10 protein-coding genes and 1 pseudogene are annotated in these 19,948 nt (G+C 69.1%); all 11 read right to left on the minus strand.

What is annotated here, in order from left to right:
- Positions 1–10: 10 nt before the first annotated feature.
- Complete coding sequence (locus ACBY01_RS00595) at positions 11–235, minus strand: hypothetical protein (RefSeq protein ID WP_416458799.1); 225 nt, start codon at positions 233–235, stop codon at positions 11–13.
- Positions 232–1,347, minus strand: coding sequence for an NADH:flavin oxidoreductase/NADH oxidase (locus ACBY01_RS00600; RefSeq protein ID WP_416458800.1), 1,116 nt, complete (start codon positions 1,345–1,347; stop codon positions 232–234). Before ACBY01_RS00600 ends, ACBY01_RS00595 begins: the two co-directional genes overlap by 4 nt.
- 13 nt (positions 1,348–1,360) lie before the next feature.
- Positions 1,361–2,202: pseudogene (locus ACBY01_RS00605) on the minus strand (oxidoreductase).
- Positions 2,203–2,352: 150 nt separating this feature from the next.
- Positions 2,353–5,403: a TonB-dependent receptor domain-containing protein gene (locus ACBY01_RS00610; protein WP_416458801.1), complete on the minus strand. Its 3,051-nt coding sequence runs from the start codon at positions 5,401–5,403 to the stop codon at positions 2,353–2,355.
- Positions 5,404–5,424: 21 nt separating this feature from the next.
- Positions 5,425–6,429, minus strand: a complete 1,005-nt coding sequence (locus tag ACBY01_RS00615; protein WP_416458802.1) for a glycosylasparaginase — start codon at positions 6,427–6,429, stop codon at positions 5,425–5,427.
- A 257-nt stretch (positions 6,430–6,686) separates the two neighbouring features.
- Complete coding sequence (locus ACBY01_RS00620) at positions 6,687–8,609, minus strand: alpha-L-fucosidase (protein ID WP_416458803.1); 1,923 nt, start codon at positions 8,607–8,609, stop codon at positions 6,687–6,689.
- A 17-nt stretch (positions 8,610–8,626) separates the two neighbouring features.
- On the minus strand, positions 8,627–10,948 hold the full coding sequence (locus tag ACBY01_RS00625) for a GH92 family glycosyl hydrolase (protein WP_416458804.1): 2,322 nt from the start codon (positions 10,946–10,948) through the stop codon (positions 8,627–8,629).
- Positions 10,948–12,372, minus strand: coding sequence for a glycoside hydrolase family 125 protein (locus ACBY01_RS00630; protein ID WP_416458805.1), 1,425 nt, complete (start codon positions 12,370–12,372; stop codon positions 10,948–10,950). The genes ACBY01_RS00625 and ACBY01_RS00630 overlap by 1 nt, the downstream gene beginning before the upstream one ends.
- Positions 12,369–14,936 carry a glycoside hydrolase family 3 C-terminal domain-containing protein gene (locus ACBY01_RS00635; RefSeq protein ID WP_416458806.1) on the minus strand — a complete coding sequence of 856 codons (2,568 nt, stop codon included), beginning with the start codon at positions 14,934–14,936 and terminating at the stop codon, positions 12,369–12,371. Before ACBY01_RS00635 ends, ACBY01_RS00630 begins: the two co-directional genes overlap by 4 nt.
- Positions 14,933–17,521, minus strand: coding sequence for a beta-mannosidase (locus ACBY01_RS00640; protein ID WP_416458807.1), 2,589 nt, complete (start codon positions 17,519–17,521; stop codon positions 14,933–14,935). The genes ACBY01_RS00635 and ACBY01_RS00640 overlap by 4 nt, the downstream gene beginning before the upstream one ends.
- Entirely contained in the window at positions 17,518–19,842 is a 2,325-nt protein-coding gene (locus ACBY01_RS00645) for a beta-N-acetylhexosaminidase (protein ID WP_416458808.1), read from the minus strand. The genes ACBY01_RS00640 and ACBY01_RS00645 overlap by 4 nt, the downstream gene beginning before the upstream one ends.
- Positions 19,843–19,948: the final 106 nt, after the last annotated feature.

Raw genomic sequence — 19,948 nt, forward strand, 5'->3', positions numbered from 1 at the left:
CGGTGAGAGCTTACGACCGCGACTTGCGATCGCGTGGCGTGGCGCTGCGTACCAGTACCGCCGTCGACAACAGGATCGCCGAGACGAGGCCGCCGATCGCCAGCAATCCGGCCGGCGTCACCTCGACCGACGCCTGCAGGCGTTGCCGCTTGCCCAGGCGTACGCTCACCGCGGCGCGTTGCCGCCCATCCGCCGGCAGCAGCGCTTGCGGCGCGCTCGGCACCTCCCGGCTCATGCCGCGCCCTCCTCGAAATCGAACAGCGTGCGGTGCTGGCGCGGCTGCGAGCGGAGATATTGGTTGGCGGCGCGGACGCGGGCGCTGAGGTGCGCGGCGGCGTGCCACGGCCAGCGCGGATCGTAGAGGATGGTGCGGGCGAGTGCGACATAGTCGGCGTCGCCGGTGCCGACGATCGCCTCGGCCTGGTCATAGTCGGTGATCAGCCCCACCGCGACGACCTGCATGCCCGTCGCCTGTTTCACCGCGCGCGCGAGCGGCACCTGATAGCTGGGGCCGACCGGGATCTGCTGGCGCGGATCGAGCCCGCCGCTCGACACGTGGATCAACCCGCAGCCGCGGGCCTCCAGCGCCTGGGCGAAGGCGATGGTCTGCTCGACGTCCCAGCCGCCCTCGACCCAGTCGGTGCCCGAGACGCGCACCGTCACCGGCTTGCCGGGGAATGCCGTCTGCACCGCGTCGAACACCTCGAGCGGGAAGCGCATGCGGTTCTCCAGGCTGCCGCCGTAATCATCGTCGCGGCGGTTGGAGAGCGGCGAGAGGAACTGGTGGAGCAGATACCCGTGCGCGGCATGGATCTGAACCGCGTCGATCCCCAGCCGATGCGCGCGGCGCGCCGCATCGGCGAAGGCGTCGCGTATCCGGACCATTTCCGCGCGGTCGAGCGCCTGCGGCGCGTTCTCGCCCGCCTCGAACGGCATCGGGGAGGGGGCGACCGTCTGCCAGCCATCGGCGTCGTCGGGCGGCAGCTGCGCGCCACCCTTCCACGGTAGGTCGGTCGACGCCTTGCGGCCGGCGTGCGCCAGCTGGATCGCGATCGGTATCGGCGAATGGCGGCGGACGCTTTCGAGCACCTTCGCCATCGCCGCCTCGGTCGCATCGTCCCACAGGCCGACGTCGCCGTAGCTGATCCGCCCCTCCGGCACGACCGCGGTCGCCTCGATCGTCAGCAGACCGGCGCCTGACAGCGCCAGCTGGCCGAGGTGGATCTGGTGCCAGTCGGTCATGCAGCCGTCGACGGCCGAATATTGGCACATCGGCGCGATGACGATGCGGTTGTCCATCGTCAGCGAGCCCAGGCGGGCGGGGGCGAACAGCGCGGGGGTGGTCATGGGTGCACTCCGTTCAGGCGTCGGGGTAATCGGTGGCGTAGCTGGCGTCGCGCGTGCTCTCGATCTCGGCCAGCCGTGCCTTCAGCCGCTCGACGACGGCGTCATGCCCCCATTTGCCGAGCACCAGGTGGCGCGGCGGATCGCTTTGGTGGGTTAGGGCGATCATGGCGCCGGCCGCCCGCACCGGGTCGCCGGCCTGCGTGCCGCTGCTCCGGCGGGTGCTCTCCAGGCGCTTGCCCGCGGTATCGGCATAGTCGGCGATGCGGTTGGGCGTCTGCCGGAGCGACCGGCCTGCCCAGTCGGTGCGGAACGGCCCGGGTTCGACGCAGGTGACGCGGATGCCGAGCGGCGCGACCTCGGCGGCGAGGGCGTCGGACCAGCCTTCGACCGCATGCTTGGAGGCGGCGTAATAGCCCGAACTCGCGAAGCCGACGAGCCCGGCAACCGAGGTGATGTTGAGGATGTGGCCGCGGCCTTGCGCGCGCATCGCCGGCAGCACCGCGCGGGTGACCGCGAACAGGCCGAAGACGTTGGCGTCGAACTGGCGCGGATTTCGGCGTCCTCGCCTTCCTCGACGCTGCTCTGATAGCCGTAGCCGGCGTTGTTCACGAGCACGTCGATGCGGCCGAACCGATCCCGGGTATCCGCGACGGCGGCGGCGATCTGCGCCTGGTCGGTGACGTCGAGCGCCACCGCGAGCGCGCGGTCGGGATGGGCCGCGACCAGATCGGCGACCCGCTCCGGCTCGCGCGCGGTCACCACTGCCCGCCAGCCGCGTTCGAGCACGCGCGTGGCGAGTTCGCGGCCGAAGCCGCTGGAGCAGCCAGTGATGAACCAGACGGGGGTATCGGACATGGCGGGCTCCGGGAAGGGAAGGGGCCCGTTAGGTAGGCTGCCGCCGCGTGCCCGCAACCCTGCACCCCGCCGGCTCCATGGCCAAAAAAAAGGGCCCGCACTCCCGAAGGAGTGCGGGCCCAGTTCATGGGAAGGTGTTCAGGACGTCGATCAGAAGTTGATCGTGGTGCCGATCGCGATCTGGCGACCCAGAATGTCGTAGCGCGAAGAGATCGTGTTGTTGCGGAACAGGCCCGTCACGTCGCGCGAGTTCGGGAAGACCGGCGGCGACTTGTCGAGGATGTTGTTCGCCGCGATGCGGAACGAGAACGCCTCGTTGACGCGGAAGCCCAGCGCCAAGTCGAAGTAGCTGATCGCGTCGACCTTGTAGAAGGTCGTGCGGGTCGAGTCCGGCGTCCAGCCGAGGTTGGTGTCGCCCGAGTTCGACACGTTCGTCAGCGGGCCCAGGTAGCGCCAGTTCACCGACGCGCTGAAGAAGCCGTCGTCCGTGGTGTAGGTGCCGCGCAGGTTGTGCGTCCACTTCGGGATGAACTGGCCGCAGCCGGCGCCGCCGTAATAGCCCACGCAATTGCGCTTGTTGAGCGTCGGCGCGTCCTGAGCGCCCAGCAACGTGGTCAGCGACCCGGAGAAGTCGAAGTCGAGCTTGCCGGCCGACCCCATGCGCAGGGCGTACTGACCCTGGAAGTCCCAGCCGTACGACTTGCTCTGGTAGTAGTTGGTCGTGCCGCGGCGAACATAGCCGCTCTGAGCGTTCGTCGTCGTGGGGCTGTACAGCGTGCCGTCGGCGTTGCGGACGAACATCGAGCAGAAGAAGTCGTTGCCGCTCGACAGACAGCCATCCCGGAAGAAGTCGTAGTTGTTGTAGCCGATCGAATCGTCGAGATCGATCAGGTAGCGATCGACCGAGATCGTCAGGCCCGGCAGGAACCGCGGCTTCAGCACAACACCGAACGTCTTGGTGTACGCCGTTTCCGGGGCGACCGTGAAGCCGCCGCTGCGCGTCGTGCAGCCAACGTCGGTCGGGCAGAGCAGGGTCGCGCTACCATAGAGGTTGTCCGCCAGACCGGTTGCAGCGCAGACTTCACGCGACGCCTGCGGGGCGCCGAAGATCGGCTGCCGCTGCCCAGTATCGGGATCGGTCGTGTAGCCGGTGATCGTCGGTGCGCAGAAGTCGTTGAACGCCTGGGGATCGATGCGGTCGTAGTCGCTGTTGCTCGCCTGGAACGCCTCGACCACTGTGGGCGCACGCTGGGCCCGATTGATCGAGCCGCGGAAAGTGATGTCGGGGATCGGCGCCCAGATCGCTTCCGCCTTCCAAGTGGTGAACGCCTTGGGGTTGGTGCTGTACTTCGACACGCGGAACGCACCGTTGAACTGCAGCAGGTCCGCAAACGGCTTGTGCTCGGCGATCGGAACCTGGACCTCGACGTTGCCCTCCCAGACATGCTGCGCAAGATGCTGGTCGGTGCCGCCGTTCTGCTCGCGCCAAACGGCGTTCGCGGTCGAGTCGAGCTGGTCTTCGCGATATTCCGCACCGATCGCGATCGCGACGCCCTGCTCGGCCCAGGGGCTGGTGATGCCATGCTGGCCCAGGTCGCCCTGAACGGTCGCGATTGCGTTGTAGAGCGTGTTGACCGTCTTCTGGGTGCCGTAGCCGCCTTCCATCAGATAATCGAACAACGCCTGATCGTTGACCGACGAGTTCGGGCTGAACGGATTGAACGGCACGCAGCCGTCGCTGGCGTCCTGGCAGGTGATGGTGCCGTTGCTGCTCACCACGTCGAGCGCGTTGTTGACGCGGTCGAAGTCGGGCATGCCCCAGGTGATGTTCATCTGGTTGCGGGAATAGACGCCTCCGACGTCATAGCTCCAGCCCTGTGCGAACTCGCCGCGCACGCCGCCGGTTAGGCGAAGCCCCTTGTTGAGGTAGGTGTCCTCGATCGGGTTCACGCCGTTCGCGCGGTAGCGCAGTTCCACCGGCGTGGTAGTATCGGTGCCTGCGTCCGTGCCGCACAGAACCTGGGCCTGCTGCGCCGACAGGTAGGGGTTGTTGCAGCGTACGGTATAGGCCGTGGTGCCGTCACCATAGGCCGTCGAGCTGAGTACACGGGCCGGGAACGGGTTGGTCGACTTGTCGCGGAACCACATTCCGTTGGCGTAGACTTCCGCCTCGGGCGCAATCTCGAAGGAGGCGAAGCCGCCGGCGTTCCAGCGCTTGTTCGCGCGCTGGAATGCGGTGCCGTCATAAGGGTTGGCAGCATAGGCGTCCGAATAGGGCAGCAGCGTGCCCGACCCGTCCGGATTGTTCACATATTCGTTGCCGCTGTTCGCGCCGGCGCGCGGGGAGATATAGCCAAACGGCGAGTAGGTGGAGGTGGTGCAGCCGAGCGGGCCGTCCTTCACCGGCTGGGTGAGTTCGCAAGCAGCGATCTCGCGCGCGCTGAACGGCACGAGTGCCGCCTCGCGGTAGTTGACGTAGCCGGAGATGTGGAAGCGGTCGTCGAACAGCTTCTTGCCGGCGGTCAGCGAGATGTCGGTACGGCCGCCGTCGAACGCGTTGCCGCGTGCCGGCTGCCCGAAGTTGTAGCCATTGGCGACGTCGGTCGCGAGGCCCGGCTTGTTGTCGTGCGCGTAGAAGTTGTAGTTGCCGTTGATCTGCACGCCCTCGAAATCGTTATCGAGGATGAAGTTGACGACGCCGGCGATCGCGTCCGAACCATAGACGGCCGAGGCGCCGCCGGTCAGCACGTCGACGCGCTTGATCAGCGACGTCGGGATCATGTTCGCGTCGAGGCCGTTGACGGTGCCCAGGCGCTTGCCGTCAACCAGGACGAGCGTGCGCTCGAAGCCCAGGTTGCGCAGCTTGATGCGCTGGCGGCCGTCGGAATCGGCGTAGTTCTGCTGGCTGTCGGGTGCGACCTGCGGGATTCGGTTGAGCACTTCCTCGACGTTCACCGCCGCCTGGGCGCGGATCGATTCCGAGGTGACCGAGGTGATCGGTGCCGCCGCGGTCACGTTCGGGCGGTTGATGCGCGATCCGGTAACGACGATCGAACCGGCGTCGTCCGCTGGCGCGTCCTGAACGGGCTCCAGCGCGGAGTCGGTCTCGACCGGGCCGCCGGTCACATTGGCTTCCTGAGCCATCGCCGGCATCGCGGCGACGCCGACGATGCAGGTGGAGGCAAGCAACAAACGCGTCATCGTCTTCACTAATCGTCCCCTTTAGTTCTTCGCGCCGCTCGGCCCTTTGAGGCTCTGGGCGGCGTGGATGGTGGTCCGTCCTTCGGTGTCGGTAACGGCGTAGGTGAAGCCCGGCAGGTGCGCGAAGGCACCGACCCGGCCGTTGCGGTCGATCGCGAGGAAGCCGACCTGCGCGTCCTTGACCGCATTGCCGCGAAGCTTGGCGATATGCTCGACCGCCTCGCGGCAGGCGGCGCCGGGCGTCAGCCCCATGCGCATCGAATTGGTGATGCGGGCGGTGCCGACGATGCGGGTGACCTCTTCGCCCACGCCCGTCGCCGTCGCCGCGCCGACGCCGGGCTCGACCATCAGCCCGCAACCGGCCTGCGGCGAGTCGCCGACGCGGCCGCGCAGCTTGAACGCCATGCCGGAGGTGGTGCACGCCCCTGCCAGCCGGCCGTCGGGGCCGCAGGCGACGATGCCGATGGTGTCGTGGTCGAGCGCGGAGCCGCGCTGGTTTTCGCTGTTGGCGACCGGCTGATACTTGGCGGTCTTGAGCCACTCGCGCCACCCCGCTTCCGCTTCGGGCGTCAGCAGCTTGGTGCGGTCGAACCCCTCGGCGATCGCGAACTGGCGGGCACCTTCGCCGACCAGCATCGTGTGCGGGGTCTTCTCCATGACGCGGCGCGCGACCGAGATCGGGTGGAGTACGTCTTCCAGTGCGGCGACCGCGCCGACATGGCCGCGGTCGTCCATGATGATCGCGTCGAGCGTGACGTGGCCGTCGCGGTCCGGGTAGCCGCCGTAGCCGACGGAGTGGTTGCTGGCGTCGGCTTCGGGCACCTGTGCGCCGGCTTCGACCGCGTCGATCAGGCTGCCGGTGGCCTTGAAGCGCGCATAGGCGGCGGCGTTGGCCGCGGCGCCGAAATCCCAAGTGGAAACGATGAGGGCGCGACCGGCGGGTGCGGCGGCTGCCGCGCGTCCGATCGACGCGGACGCCAGGCCGCCGATGCCGATTGCGAGCGTGTCTCTGCGCGAAATTCCCACGGCACGGCCTCCCCGATGCGCCCGGGAACGGTTGGTCCCCGGCTGGATGGTCGCGCTAACATTTTTGGATCCGCGACCTTGCAACAAACCTGTCACGCGGACGCGATCAATTCAATACCAAAAACGCTTAATGGTGATGTCGAGCCTCAGTGCAAGGGAAGACCTTTGCTCTTCTTGATCGGGTGTGTCGTCGAGGACACGACAAGAAGCGGCCGCGGGCGAGGTGCGCGCGGCCGCTTCAGGAACGCGGACTCGGCTCAGCGGCGGGCGGTGAAGCCGCCGATCCCGGCGATCGCCAGCCGCTCGCGCGGGAGTGCCGGTTCGGCGAAGCGCAGGCGGAGATAGCGCGCGGTGCGCGGGCGATCGAAGGCGATGCGCTGGGTGGAGAGCGCATAGGCGATGTTGCTGAACTCGCCGCTTGCGCCTGGCTGCCACGTCTTCCCGTCGACGCTCGTCTCGGCGACATAGCCCTTCGGCGGTACGGCATTGGTCATAACTTGCCGCGAGGGCGTCAGGCTGAAGCCGGCGAGCAGCACCGGCTCGGGCAGGGCAACGGTGACGCTCGCCGGCTTAGCAGCGGTCGGTGCCGGCTGCGCCCAGATCGTCGCAGCGTCGTTGTCGAGCAGCTTCTCGGCGCCCGGCGCGCTCGCCTCGACGATATTCCAGCCGGAGGTGCCGAGCACGGTCGGATCGGACGAGACGATCGCCGGCACGTCGACCGCAGCCACCGAGCGGAACAGCGCCAGTTCGCTGATCGCGGGGCAGGCGGGCGCCTCGAGGATGCGCAGCCGCACGCGACGGGCGGTGATCAGCTTGGGAAGGCGGACGATGCGCTGCGCCGAGATGCATTCGTGCTCCGCCAGCTGCTGCCAGCGGCCATCGACCTCCGCGTCGATCGCGAAACGGGTGACGCGTACGCCGAGCGGCAGATATTCGCGCATCCGGATCACGTCGAAGCTGCGACCCGGCGGCAGGTCGAGCGTCAGGCTCGGGGTGGTGACGCCATCGGGCGCCGACCAGTAGCTTTCCCGGTCGCCGTCGAGCACGCGTGCCGGCTCGAACCCGCGGCCGCGGCTGTGGCTGGCGGTCGCCACCGCCCCCTGCGCCAGGTCGGTCGCGAAGGTCGCGCGGATCGCATCGCCGAACGATTTCAGGATCTTCACGTCTTGGTCGGCAATGCGACCGCGGCGATCGGGCGGGATGTTAAGGTTGAGGTTGGTGCCACGCCCGACGGACTCGTCGTAGAGGCGGATCAGCCGCGCGGGGCTCTTGACCTTGGAATCCTCGTCGGCGTGGTAGAACCAGCCCGGGCGGATCGACACGTCGGTCTCCGCCGGCCACCACAGCTCGGCCCCGCGGACGCCGCTGTTGCCGTTCTCCTGGTCGTAGGGCTCGTTGGGCATGGTCGGCCAGCACGGATCGCCAGCGACGCCGTCCTCGTTGCCGACCCAGCGGATGTCGGCGCCGAGCGGATCGAAGGTGCAGGCGTTGGGCTGCAGCTTGTGCACCAGCGCGATAATCGAGGGCCAGTTGTAGTAGCGCGGCGCATCGATCTTCCGCGCCTCGCGCGCGCCGCCGTAATAGCCGTCGCCGCCGTTCGCGCCGTCGAACCACACCTCGAACAGGTCGCCGTAGCGGGTGCACAGCTCGGTCAGCTGCGCGCGATAATAGGTGATGTACGCCGGGCGGCCGTATTCGGCGTGGTTGCGATCCCACGGCGACAGGTACAGGCCGAACGGCAGGTTCGCGCGGCGGCAGGCATCGGCCATCTCGCGGACGATGTCGCCCTTGCCGTTCTTGTAGGGGCTGTTGCGGATGCAATGCTCGGTGAGCATCGTCGGCCACAGGCAGAAGCCGTCGTGGTGCTTGGCCGTCAGGATCAACCCGCGCAGACCCCCGGCCTTGGCCGCCGCAACGATCTGGTCGGGGTCGAAGTCGGTCGGGTCGAACAGCTTGGGGCTCTCGTCGCCAAACCCCCATTCCTTGTCGGTATAGGTGTTGATCGAGAAGTGGACGAAGGCGTACGCCTCGCGGCCGTGCCAGCGCCACTGGCGCGGCGAGGGCGTGGCGCCCCAGGGCTTGGGCGCGCGCGAGGGCGTGGCGGCGTTGGCGGTGCCGGCGGGGAGGGCGCCTGCCACCAGGCCGGTGGCGATCAGCGTGCGCCGGGTGAGATCGGTCATGGGAACTCCGAAGCAGGTCAGGCAGGCGTGCTGCCGAAGGAGGGCGGACGGTCGGCGAGCGCCTGGCCGAATCTGCGGTTGGGCGTGGCGCTCATCGTGAAGCGCAGCGTGCCGCCCTTGGCGAACTCGCGGTGCGATATCCAGCTGCGCGTCCACGGCCGACCGTTCCAGGTCACCGCCGCGACATAGGGCGTGTCGGCGCGGTTGCCCGGCGCCTCGACCACCAGCTTGCGGCCGCCGCCCAGCTTGACCTCGGCCCGCTCGAACAGCGGCGATCCGAACACATAGGCCGCCTCGATCGGATCGACCGGATAGAAGCCCAGCGCGCTCATCACGAACCACGCGCTCATCTGCCCGCAGTCGTCGTTGCCGATCACGCCGTCCGGGTCGGCCTTGTACATCTCGGTCAGCAGGCGGCGCACCATCGCCTGCGTCTTCCACGGCGCGCCGACATAGGCATAGAGATAGGCGACATGCTGGTCGGGCTCGTTGCCGTGCGCATACTGGCCGACGAGCCCCGAAATGTCGGGCGGCGCATTGTCCGGCAGCGTCGAGGGTGCGGAGAACAGCGCGTCGAGCTTCGCCTCGAACGCCGCATCGCCGCCGAAATGCGCGATCTGGCCGTACATGTCGTGCTGGTTGAGGAAGGTCGTCTGCCAGCCGTTGGCCTCGGTATAGTCGCGATATTCCGAGACCTTGTGGCCGATCTGGATTGGGTCGTACGGCTCGATCCACGATCCGTCGGCGTGACGCGGACGGGCGAAGCGAATCTTCGGGTCGAGCACGTTGCGGTAGTTGAGGCTGCGACGGCGTAGGCGCGCCGCATCGTCTTTCGCGCCAGCCGCCTCGGCCAGATGCGCCATCGCCCAGTCGTCATAGGCATATTCCTGGGTGCGGCTGACGGACTCGTCGACACGGTCGGCGGGCAGATAGCCCAGCTTGCCATAGTCGCCGCGTCCGCGCGTGCTCGCGACGTCGGGCGTCGACGGATCGAACGCGCGCTTGCGGATCGCCGGCCACGCGGCGGCATAGTCCGCCTCGATCCCCTTGGCGCGCGCCTCCGCAAGCACCGCCACCGCATGCCAGCCGATCATCGTGCCGGTCTCGATCCCCTGAAGCGGCCACACCGGCGGGCCGAAGCGGCTCTCGACGCTTTGGCGCAGCAGGTCGCGGGCGAACTCGGCGGCACGGTCCGGTGCGATCAGCGTGAGCAGCGGGTGCAGCGTGCGATAGGTGTCCCACAGCGAATAGGTGCTGTAGGCGCGATCCTTGCCGGCTAGCTGGTGGATCTGCTGGTCGAGGCCGCGATAGCGCCCATCGACGTCGGAGAACAGCGTCGGCGCCAGCTGCGCGTGATAGACCGCGCTCGACAGGATGGTGCGCTGCTCGGGCGTGCCGCCGGCGACGCGGATGCTGCCGAGCGCCTTGTCCCACGCCTTCGATGCCGTCCGCCGCCGCGCGTCGAAGTTCCAGTCGCGGCCCTCCGCGTCCAGATTGGCGAGCGCGCCGGCCACGTCGACTCCGGATAGGCCGCAGCGGGTGAGGATCGGCGCCGCGCCGGCATCGTCATAGTGGAGCGCGAGCTTGAGCTTGTCGCCGGAAACGCTGCGCGTACCCTCGGGCTGCGGCTTGTCGTCGACGTAGAAGGTGACGCGATCGGGCGTACGCGACAGCCGCAGCGCGAAGTGGATCTGCCGCCCCTTCGCCCAGCGATACACGTGGCGGCTGCCGGTGATCGTGCCGTCGGCGGCGATCGCGAGACTGGCGTCGCGCACCAGTCGGTAGCTCGGCGGCTGCACCGGCGGCATGTGCCAGAAGTCGATCAGGACATGGCCGGGGCCCTGCGGAAAGCGATGCCGCTGCCAGCCGGTGCGCTCGGCGGCGGTGAGTTCCGACAGCACGCCGCTTTCGAGCCGGACGCGGTAATAGCCGGGCTGAGCATGTTCGTCGGAGAAGCGCTGGCGATAGCCCTTGTCGGGATCGTCGCGGGGACCGGGGACGAGCTGGACGGGCCCGCGGGTCGGCACCACCAGCACGTCCATCAGGTCGCCGATGCCGGCGCCCGACAGATGGGTGTGGCTGAACCCCATGATCGACGTGTCGGTGCGGTGATAGCCCGAGCACGCCTCCCAGCGGACGTTGTCGGTGTCCGGGCCGACCTGGACCATGCCGAACGGCATAGTCGGGCCGGGATAGGTGTGGCCGTCGCCGCCGGTGCCGATGAACAGGTCGGGCGGCGTCCGCTCGACGCCGCGGGCGAGCGCCGGCGCGGGAAGCCCAAGCGCCGCGACGGCCATGCCGGAGGTGCCGAGCAGCGCGCGGCGGGTGAGGTGGGTCATCAGAGCGTCTCCGCCAGCAGCCGCGGCCGCGTGTCGGCGACCGTCACGAGCAGCTCGCCGAACAGGCCGTTGGCCCAGGCGAACCAGTCGCGGGTGAACTTCTTTGGATCGTCCTGGTCGAACGCCTCATGAATGAAGCCGGTGCCGGCATCGGTGTCGCGCAGCGTCCTGAGGCACTGGCGGATCGTCGCGTCGTCCTCGGCCACGAACGCACGCTGGATCAGCGACATCGGCCAGATCTGGCCGAGGCCCACGTGCGGCCCGCCGATCCCCTCGGCAGCGCGGCCGCGCGACCAATAGGGGTTGGCGTCGCTCCACGCGGCGTCGGCGGTGCGGCGCCACAGCGGATCGGTCTTGGGGAAGCAGCCGAGATAGGCGAGGCTGGAGAGCGACGGTACGTTGGCATCGTCCATGAAGATCGCGTTGCCATAGCCGTCGACCTCGAAGGCCCACACCTCGCGGCCGTCGCGCAGCCGCATCTTGCCGTATTCGTGGAGCGCCGCCTCGACCTCGGCGGCAAGCGCGGTCGCATCCTGGGCAAGCGCGGTGTCGCGGCGCGCTTCGCTCGCGACGACCGCCAGCTCGCGCAGCGCGGTGACCGCGAACCAGTTGGCCGGTATCAGGAACGGGTAGACGCACGCGTCGTCGGAGGGGCGGAAGCCGCAATGGATCAGCCCGACCGACTTCGACGGCGGCCCCCATCCGTCGAGCATCATCGTCTCGGTGGTGCGGTTGCTCACCCGCTGGAAGCGATAGGGGCCGCGATCGTCCTTACGCTGCTGCTCGCGGAAGGTGCGGATGCTCGCGCGTGCCGCCTCGGCCCATTGCGCGTCGAACGGCGCCGGATCGCGCACCGCCTGCCAATAGCCGTGCGCGAGCCGCATCGCGTAGCACAGCGAGTCGATCTCCCACTTCCGCTCGGCGACGCCCGGCTTCATCTCGGTCTGGTCGGACAGCGCCCAGCTGAGCTCGGTCTTGCCGTTCGGATCTTCCAGGAACGCGTTGGCGTACGGGTCGATCAGGATGCAGCGCGACTGGCGGTGGATCAGCCCCTGGAAGAGCGTGCGCAGCTTCGCATCCTGCTTGGCGAGATGCAGGTACGGCTTCACCTGCGCGGCGGAGTCGCGCAGCCACAGCGCGTCGATGTCGCCGGTGATGACGAAGCTGTCCGGCTTGCCGTCGACGGTGCCCATCTTCACGGTGGTGTCGAGCGTGTTGGGATAGCAGTTGCCGAACATCCATCGCAGCTTCGGATCGCCAATCCTGGCGGAGACGCGTGCGATCTCACGCTCGACCGCCTTGCTGGTGAAGCGGCGCTCGGCCAGCGCCGGCCGGTTGCTGGCGAGCTTCGGAGCGGCTCGCGCGAAAGCGGGCGTGGCGGCGAGCGCGAGGCTTGCGCCGAGGACGGTACGACGATCGATCACTTGGCAAGCTCCCGGGCGTCGCCTGTCACGGTGAAGTCGGTCCAGGCGCCCGCGCCGTCGTCCGGCTGGCCGCCGCCGACATAGAGGCGATAGGCGCCCGGCTGGACGGTGCGCGTCCCGTCGCGCGCGACGGTGCTGAGGCTGCGCGGATCGATGTCGAAGCGCACCGTCTCGGTCCGGCCCGGCTTCAGCGACACGCGGCGGAACGCAACCAGCTGGCGCTGGAGCACCGGCGTGGTGAGGCCGCTGCCCTTGCCGGCGGCGGGCGGCACCAGATAGGCTTGCACCACCTCGTCGCCCGCACGCTTGCCCTCGTTGCGCACCTGTACGCTGACGGAGACGGTGCCGGCGGTGTCGCCCGCCTTCGCCACCGGTGCCCCATAGCCGAAGCGGGTGTAGCTGAGGCCGTGGCCGAAGCCCCACAGCGGCTCGCCGGTGAAGTAGCGGTAGGTCCGCTCCTTCATGCCATAGTCGGTGAACGCCGGCAGGTCGCTGGTCTGGCGATAGAAGGTCACCGGCAGGCGGCCCGACGGGTTGTTGAGCCCCGCCAGCGTCTCGGCGATCGCGGTGCCGCCGGACTGGCCGGGGTACCAGGCCGCCAGGATCGCGTCGGCCATGTCGGGATCGACCGCCACCGCGCTGCCGCTGGTCAGCACCACCACGACGGGCTTGCCGGTCTCGCGCAGCGCTTCGAGGAGCTTTTGCTGCGCGAGCGGCAACGCGATGTCGGTACGGTCGCCGCCGACGAAGCCGGGAACGCTCACCTGCAGCGCCTCGCCCTCCAGATCGGCGGAGAGGCCGAGCACGGCGACGACGACGTCCGCGTCCTTGGCCGCCTCGACGGCTTGCGCGAGCAGCGGCTCGGCTGGCGGCAGCCACAGCAGGCGGATGCCCTCGTCCTCGCCCTTATGGTCGAGCTCCAGGCGGATGTCGACGGGGCGGCCATCGCTGGCGAACGGCACCTCGACGCGGCCCTTGGTGATCTCGCCCGCCATCAACGGCTTGCCGTCGACCCACAGCCGCACCGAGTCATGCGACTTGCAGTATTTCCAGCAGACCGGCGTATCGATCGCCAGCCGGTACTTGCCCGCACCCGGCGGCACGAGCTGCCCCGTCCAGCGCACCGCGAAGCCCTGCGGCGAAAGCTGGGGCAGGGGGGCGGCACGGTTGTAGTCGAAATCGACCCGGCGGTCCTGCCGTACCGCTACCGGCGTGCCGGTCACGGTCGTGCTGGCGAAATACTCAGCTCGCAGCCCCGGCTTGCCGTCGGCACGCAGCGCCGTCTCCGGCACCACCACCGGCGCGCCGTCGGCGAGGACCGAACCCTGCGAATAGCGGACGTTGGCCGCGCCGAACTGCGCACGGATGCCGTCGAGCGGCGTCACCGGTTCACCCGCCGTGCCGTGATAGTTCGCTTGGAGCACACCCAAGTCGTCGGCGTTGGTCCCCACCACCGCGATGCGGCTTCCGGCCTTCAGCGGCAGGCGATCGGCGTCGTTCTTCAGCAGCACGATCGCCTTGCGCGCCGCCTCCAGCGCGAGCTTGCCATGCGCGGGCGCGCCGAGCTGGTTCGGCTTGATCCGGCTCCACGGGCTGCTCGCCCCGAACGCGATGCCGAGGGCGCGGCGAGCGTTGAGCGACCGCACGAGCGCGGTGTCGACCTCCGCCTCGGTCACCAGCCCGCGCTCGACCGCCTCTGGCAGGGCTGCGAAGGTCGTGCCGCAGTTGAGGTCGGTGCCGCCCTTGATCGCCGCCGCCGACGCGGCCGCCGAGTCGAGGCGATAGTGGTGGAACAGGTGGATGTTCGCGACCGCGTCGCAATCGGTGACGGTGAAGCCGGTGAAGCCCCAGTCGGTGCGCAGGCGGTCGATCATCAGCGACGGCATCGCGCACGCCGGCGTGCCGTGGATCGAGTTGTAGGCGCACATCAGCGACTGCGCTTTGCCCTCCGTCACCGCCATGCGAAACGCAGGCAGATAGGTGGACTCCAGGTCCTGCGGGCTCACGTCCACGTCGAAGCTGTCGCGCCCGGCCTCCGGCCCGCTGTGCACCGCGAAGTGCTTGGGCGTGCCGATCACCTTGGGATGCGCGGCATCGGGGCCCTGCAACCCCTGGATGAAGGCAACACCGAGCTTACCCGTCAGATGCGGGTCCTCGCCATAGGTCTCTTGGCCCCGGCCCCAGCGCGGGTCGCGGAAGATGTTGATGTTGGGCGACCAGATCGTCAGCCCCTCGTAGATCAGCCGGTCCGCGCTTGCCGGCTTGCGATTGTACATCGCCCGCGCCTCGGTCGCGACCACATCGCCGACGTCGTGCAGCAGCTGCACGTCCCAGGTTGCGGCCATGCCGATCGCCTGCGGGAATACGGTTGCCACTCCGTTGCGCGCGAGGCCGTGCAGCCCCTCGTTCCACCAGTCGTACGCCGGCAGCTCGGCCTTGGGATCGGCCGGCGCGCTGCTCTGGAGCTGCGCCGCCTTCTCCTCGATCGACATGCGGGACACGGTCGCCACGACCGGATCGGTGGGCGCCTCGGCGCCGGCCAGGAGCAGGGGAAGGAAGATCATGGCTGCGAACTCAGCGTACGGAGGGTGAGGGCACGAGCGAGGGTGCGCGCGGAGGCGTCGGATTCGACCGCGATGGTGACGCTTTCGCCCGGCAGCAGATCGAAGCCGTCGTCGCTCGGCTGGGCGGCGACCGCGCCGAAGTCGAGCATCACCGCGCGGGCGAGTGCCTTGGCGGTGATCGTCACGCGCTTGCCGTCCCAGCGGGCGCTAAGGCCGGGCGCGGGATAGGCCATGTCCTTGGGCAGCATCCGCTCGAAGACCTGACGCGACGCCGTCTTGCCGTCGATCACCAGTTCGGCGACCGCATAGCTGGCGTTGGGCGCGGCGCTGCCGAACAGCTCGGCGTCGGCGAAGCTGGCGATGTCGGTGGCGGAGAGCGGCGCGAGGGTGGTCGTGCCACCCTTATCGCCCAGCGGCTGCCCGGCCATGTCGAAGCTGCGGACGCGCCACTCGGCCGCGATCGGTTGCGTGGCGTCAGAAACCAGCGCGATGCGCGTCTTGCCGCCGCGGTTCTCCGCCACGATCGCCTGCGGCGCGAAAAAGCGGCGCGCGGCGTAGTGCAGCAGCTTCCAGCGGCCGTGATAGTCGATGCTCGCCCAGGAGATCGCCGGCCAGGTGTCGTTGAGCTGCCAGTAGAGCGAGCCCATGTTGGTCGGCCGGCACGCGCGATGGTGGCGCGCGGCCATGTCGATCGCCTGCGCCTGGTTGACCTGCGTCAGGTACACCGTGTCGGCGAAGTCCTTTGCCGGACGCAGCCGCTGGTCCAGGTACAGTTTAAGCCGCTCGTTGCCTTCGCCGGCCAGAAACTTCTGGTGCGCCTTGAGCACCGGACTGTCGAGCGCGAGCGGGCCGTTGCCGGCGAACTCGCGGATCGTCGACAGGTCCGGCATCCCCTGGAAGCCATATTCGGACATGAAGCGGGTGCAGCTGTCGAGATAGTTCTCCACCGGCTTGGAGCCCGACCACACGTCCCAGAAGTGCCGGTCGCCATCGGCGTCGGTGTCGACGGGGCCTTCATAGTCGGTCGAGGGCGAGCCCGGCCAATAGGGCGTCCCCGGCGACCGGGTGCGCACCACGTCCCGCAGCACGCGGTCGAACAGCACCGCCATGCCGGTGCCGATGCGCTCCTGCTCGTCGGCGCCGACGCGCTTCTTGAACGCCTTGCGATCGGACCAGTTTTCCCAGCCCGACAGCACCTCGTTGCCACCCGTCCAGCCGACGATCGAGGGGTGCGACTGGAGTCGCGCGACCTGCTGCTCGGCCTCGATGCGGACGTTCTCGCGGAACGCGGCATCCGGCGGCGTCACCGATCCGCCGAACATGAAGTCCTGCCAGATCATCAGACCCATCTCGTCCGCCATCGCGTAGAAGGCGTCGTCGAGATAATAGCCGCCGCCCCAAATGCGCAGCATGTTCATGTTGGCCACGCGCGAGCTTTCGAGCAGCTGGCGCATCTGCGCGGTCGTCACGCGGGTCGGGAAGCTGTCGAACGGGATCACGTTCGCGCCCTTGGCGAAGATCGGGATGCCGTTGACCTTGAAGCCGAAGCTGCCGTCCTTGCGGATCAGCTCGACGGTGCGCAGGCCGATGCGGCGCTCCGTCTGGTCGGTGACGCCGTTCGCCTCCACCAACGCGGCCTGCACGCGGTAGAGCGGCTGCGCGCCATAGCCGACCGGCTGCCAGCGCTGCGGGTTGGTGACCGTCAGCGGCACCGTCACCTGGTTCTCGCCGGCCGCGACCTGCACGGTGCGCTCGACGCTCTGGCGCTGCCCGTCCGGACCGGTGATGCCGGTGCGCAGCGTCACGCTGCCGGCGGCGTCCGCGACCAGCGTGTAGCGCGCGGTCAGCCGCGCCTCGGCATCGTTGAGCGCTTCCTGGTCGACCTGCAGCGTCTCGATGCGCGCGTCGTCCCACGCCTCCAGCCGCACCGGGCGCCACACGCCGATGTTCACCAGCCGCGGGCCCCAGTCCCAGCTGTAATGGTACTTGGGCTTGCGGATGTAGGGGGAGGTCTGCTTGCCCTTGGGCTCGTCGCCGAACGCGGAATCATATTCGCCGGGCAGCGGGTTCGCTTCCTTGAGCACCATCGGCTGGAGCGTGCGGATCGGCGAGGCGATCGACACCAGCAGCTCGTTGCGACCGGCCTTCAGCGCGGACTTCGCATCGACGCGCCACTGCCGGTGCGCGTTGGCGGTGACGAGCAGCTCCTTGCCATTGACCGACACGGTCGCGAACGTGTCGAGCCCGTCGAACACCAGCTCCAGATGATCGCGCGCCAGCATCTCGGGCGTGACGGTGATCGTGCGGCGGAACTGCCAGTTGGTGAGGCCCGCCCATTGGATCGGCGCTTCGTTCACGCCCTTGAACGGGTCGGGCACGCGCTTGGCGGCGATCAGGTCCTGCTGGACGCTGCCCGGCACGGTGGCGCGAAACCACTTGGCCTCGCGCGGGTGCTGGCCGGCGGCGGGCGTGTCGGCGGGATCGATGCGAACCTGCCAGTCGCCGTCGAGCGACACGCTGGTGCGCGGGGCGCTCCACGCCGGAAGCGCCGCGAACAGCAGGGGAAGGGCGATCCAGCGTTTCATCGTGCGGTCTCCGTCAGCGTCGCCCGTTCGACCGCATACAGCGGGTCGGAGGCGGGGGAGGTGAATTGGAAGCAGAGGTCGTGATCCCCGGCGAGCTTGGGCAGCGTCCCCGTGAAGCGGAAGCGCGCGGGCGCCGTTGCGGGATCGGGCAGGGGGAAGGTGGCGACCGTCACCGACTTGGACGCCTTGTCGTCCTTCACCGGGCAGCCGGCGGTCACCATCAGCTCGCCAAAGGGGGTGACGTTATAGTGGTGGCGCAGCTTCACGATGTCGTGCGCGAGGCCATAGGGCCGCGGGATGCGCGCCACGTCGAGGGTGAATCCGGTCGCGACGTCCATCGGCGCGGCCGGATAGACGCTGCACGGATCGTAGATGTTGAGGTTGTACGCCGGGCCGTTGGTGGTCGCGTCGGCGGTGAGCGGCACGCGCAGCCAAAGCGAGCCGCCGGGGCAGCCGACCATCTCGGAGGTGGTGCGGGTGAGAAGCGCGGCCCGCCCGGTATCGAAGCTGCGCGCGGTGGCGGTGGCGTTGCCGGCAGGGTCGAACGCGGCGGCACGGATCGTCACGCCCGGCGTCAGGCTAAGCGGGCCGCTATAGGCTTTGGAGCGCGCGGTCGGCGCCTTGCCGTCGAGCGTGTAGCGGATCGTGCCGTAGGGCGCCTGCGTCTTGAGCGCGACCACCGCCTTGTTCCGTCGCAGCGCCTCGCCGCGGCCGTTCTGGACGTCGAACCCGACGGCGAAGGCGCTGTCCGCCACCTCCAGTCCGGAGCGGCGCCAGCGCTGGATCTGCGGGTCGAGGCGGGTGAGGAAGCCGCCGAAGTTGCGCTTGTCCTTCGGCGACCAGCTGATCTCCGCCAGCGCCGCGGCGCGGGGGAACAGCTTGTGCTGCAGCTGATAGGGAGTGACGATGTACTCGCTCCAGGCGTTCGCCTGCGCGCCGAGGACGTGCTTCGCCTTGTCCGGTGCGATCTCCGCCGGCATCGGCTCGTAGGCGTAGACGGTCTCGAGCGACTGGACCGAGCCGCGACCCGGCGGCTCGTCGCCGCGGTCGCTCTGGAGATTGTCGAAATAGAGCGTCGGCCCGGGCGACAGCACCACGTCGTGTCCCTGGTTGGCGGCGTCGATCGCGCCCTGCTCGCCACGCCACGACATGACGGAAGCGGAGGCGGGCAGCCCGCCCTCCAGAATCTCGTCCCAGCCGATGAGGCGGCGGTTCTTGGTGGCGAGATAATTGCCGAACTCGTCAATCAGCCAGCTCTGCAGCTGGTTCTCGCTCTTGAGGCCGAGCGCCTGGATCTGCGCCTGCACCTCGGGCGAGCGCTCCCACTGGTCCTTGACCGCCTCGTCGCCGCCGAGGTGGATATAGGTGCCGGGGAAGACCGCGATCAGCTCGTCGAGTACGTTCTTGACGAACTCGACGCCCTTGGGGCCGGGGTTGAGCAGATAGGGGTTCACGCCCCAGTCGTGGCCCACCGCCGGCGTGTCGCCGAGCACGCCCAGCTCGGGGTAGGCGGCGACCAGCGCCTGCGCGTGGCCGGGCAGGTCGATCTCCGGCACGATCGTCACGCCGCGCTCGGCGGCATAGGCGACGAGCGCGCGAAGCTCGTCCTGCGTGTAGAAGCCGCCGACCCGCGGCCCCGGTTCGCCGCCCGATGACGGCGGCGTGCGCCAGGCGCCGACTTCGGTGAGGCGGGGGTAGCGCTTCACCTCGAAGCGCCAGCCCTGATCGTCCGTCAGGTGGAGATGCAGCGTGTTGAGCTTCACCGACGCCATCTGGTCGATGATGCCGCGGATGTTCTCGAGCGGCAGGAAGTGGCGCGCGGTGTCGAGCATCAGCCCGCGCCAGGCGAAGCGCGGCGCGTCCTCGATCGTGACGGCAGCAACCTTCACCGGCTTGCCGAACGCCCGATCGGGGCTGAGCAGCTGGGCGAGCGTCATCGCGCCATAGAGCAGCCCGCGATCGCCGGACGCGGCGATGCGGATGCCGCCGGCGGCGACGGTCAGGCGATAGCCTTCGTCGCCCGCGACCGCCGCGTCGCGCACCAGCGTGATCGGTGCCGTGCCGCTGCCCTGCGTCAGCGTCAGCCCGCGTTCGGTGCGGACGTGGGCGACGAGCACGCGCGCCGCGGCGTCCGCTGCGGCGTCGCCGGCCGGGGCTGCGATCGCCATGCCGTCGCGGACGGTGAAGCTGGCGTTGTCGGGAACGACCGAGGCCGGCAGCGGCACCAGCGGCAGCGGACCGGCCAGCGCCGGAGCGGCGGTGCCGAGCAGCAGGAGCGGAAGAAGCGATCGCCCTGCGCGGGCGGAAACGGCTGCTGTCATGGTACTCCCCCGCTGCCGGGCGTATTCGCCCCGATCTTGTTACGGTGTAACCAATATAAGTCCGCTGGCGCAACCGCCTGTTGATCGTCGACCACGCCAGCAACGG

Origin of the sequence: Sphingomonas mangrovi (assembly GCF_047975845.1) — a bacterium.
Lineage (GTDB): Bacteria > Pseudomonadota > Alphaproteobacteria > Sphingomonadales > Sphingomonadaceae > Sphingomonas.

Excerpts from the sequence above, each read along its gene's own strand:
- ACBY01_RS00610 (WP_416458801.1), bottom strand. The coding sequence starts at position 5,403 with ATGACGCGTTTGTTGCTTGCCTCCACCTGCATCGTCGGCGTCGCCGCG.
- ACBY01_RS00595 (WP_416458799.1), bottom strand. The coding sequence starts at position 235 with ATGAGCCGGGAGGTGCCGAGCGCGCCGCAAGCGCTGCTGCCGGCGGAT.
- ACBY01_RS00645 (WP_416458808.1), bottom strand. The coding sequence starts at position 19,842 with ATGACAGCAGCCGTTTCCGCCCGCGCAGGGCGATCGCTTCTTCCGCTC.
- ACBY01_RS00625 (WP_416458804.1), bottom strand. The coding sequence starts at position 10,948 with ATGACCCACCTCACCCGCCGCGCGCTGCTCGGCACCTCCGGCATGGCC.
- ACBY01_RS00635 (WP_416458806.1), bottom strand. The coding sequence starts at position 14,936 with ATGATCTTCCTTCCCCTGCTCCTGGCCGGCGCCGAGGCGCCCACCGAT.
- ACBY01_RS00600 (WP_416458800.1), bottom strand. The coding sequence starts at position 1,347 with ATGACCACCCCCGCGCTGTTCGCCCCCGCCCGCCTGGGCTCGCTGACG.
- ACBY01_RS00620 (WP_416458803.1), bottom strand. The coding sequence starts at position 8,609 with ATGACCGATCTCACCCGGCGCACGCTGATCGCCACCGGCCTGGTGGCA.
- ACBY01_RS00640 (WP_416458807.1), bottom strand. The coding sequence starts at position 17,521 with ATGAAACGCTGGATCGCCCTTCCCCTGCTGTTCGCGGCGCTTCCGGCG.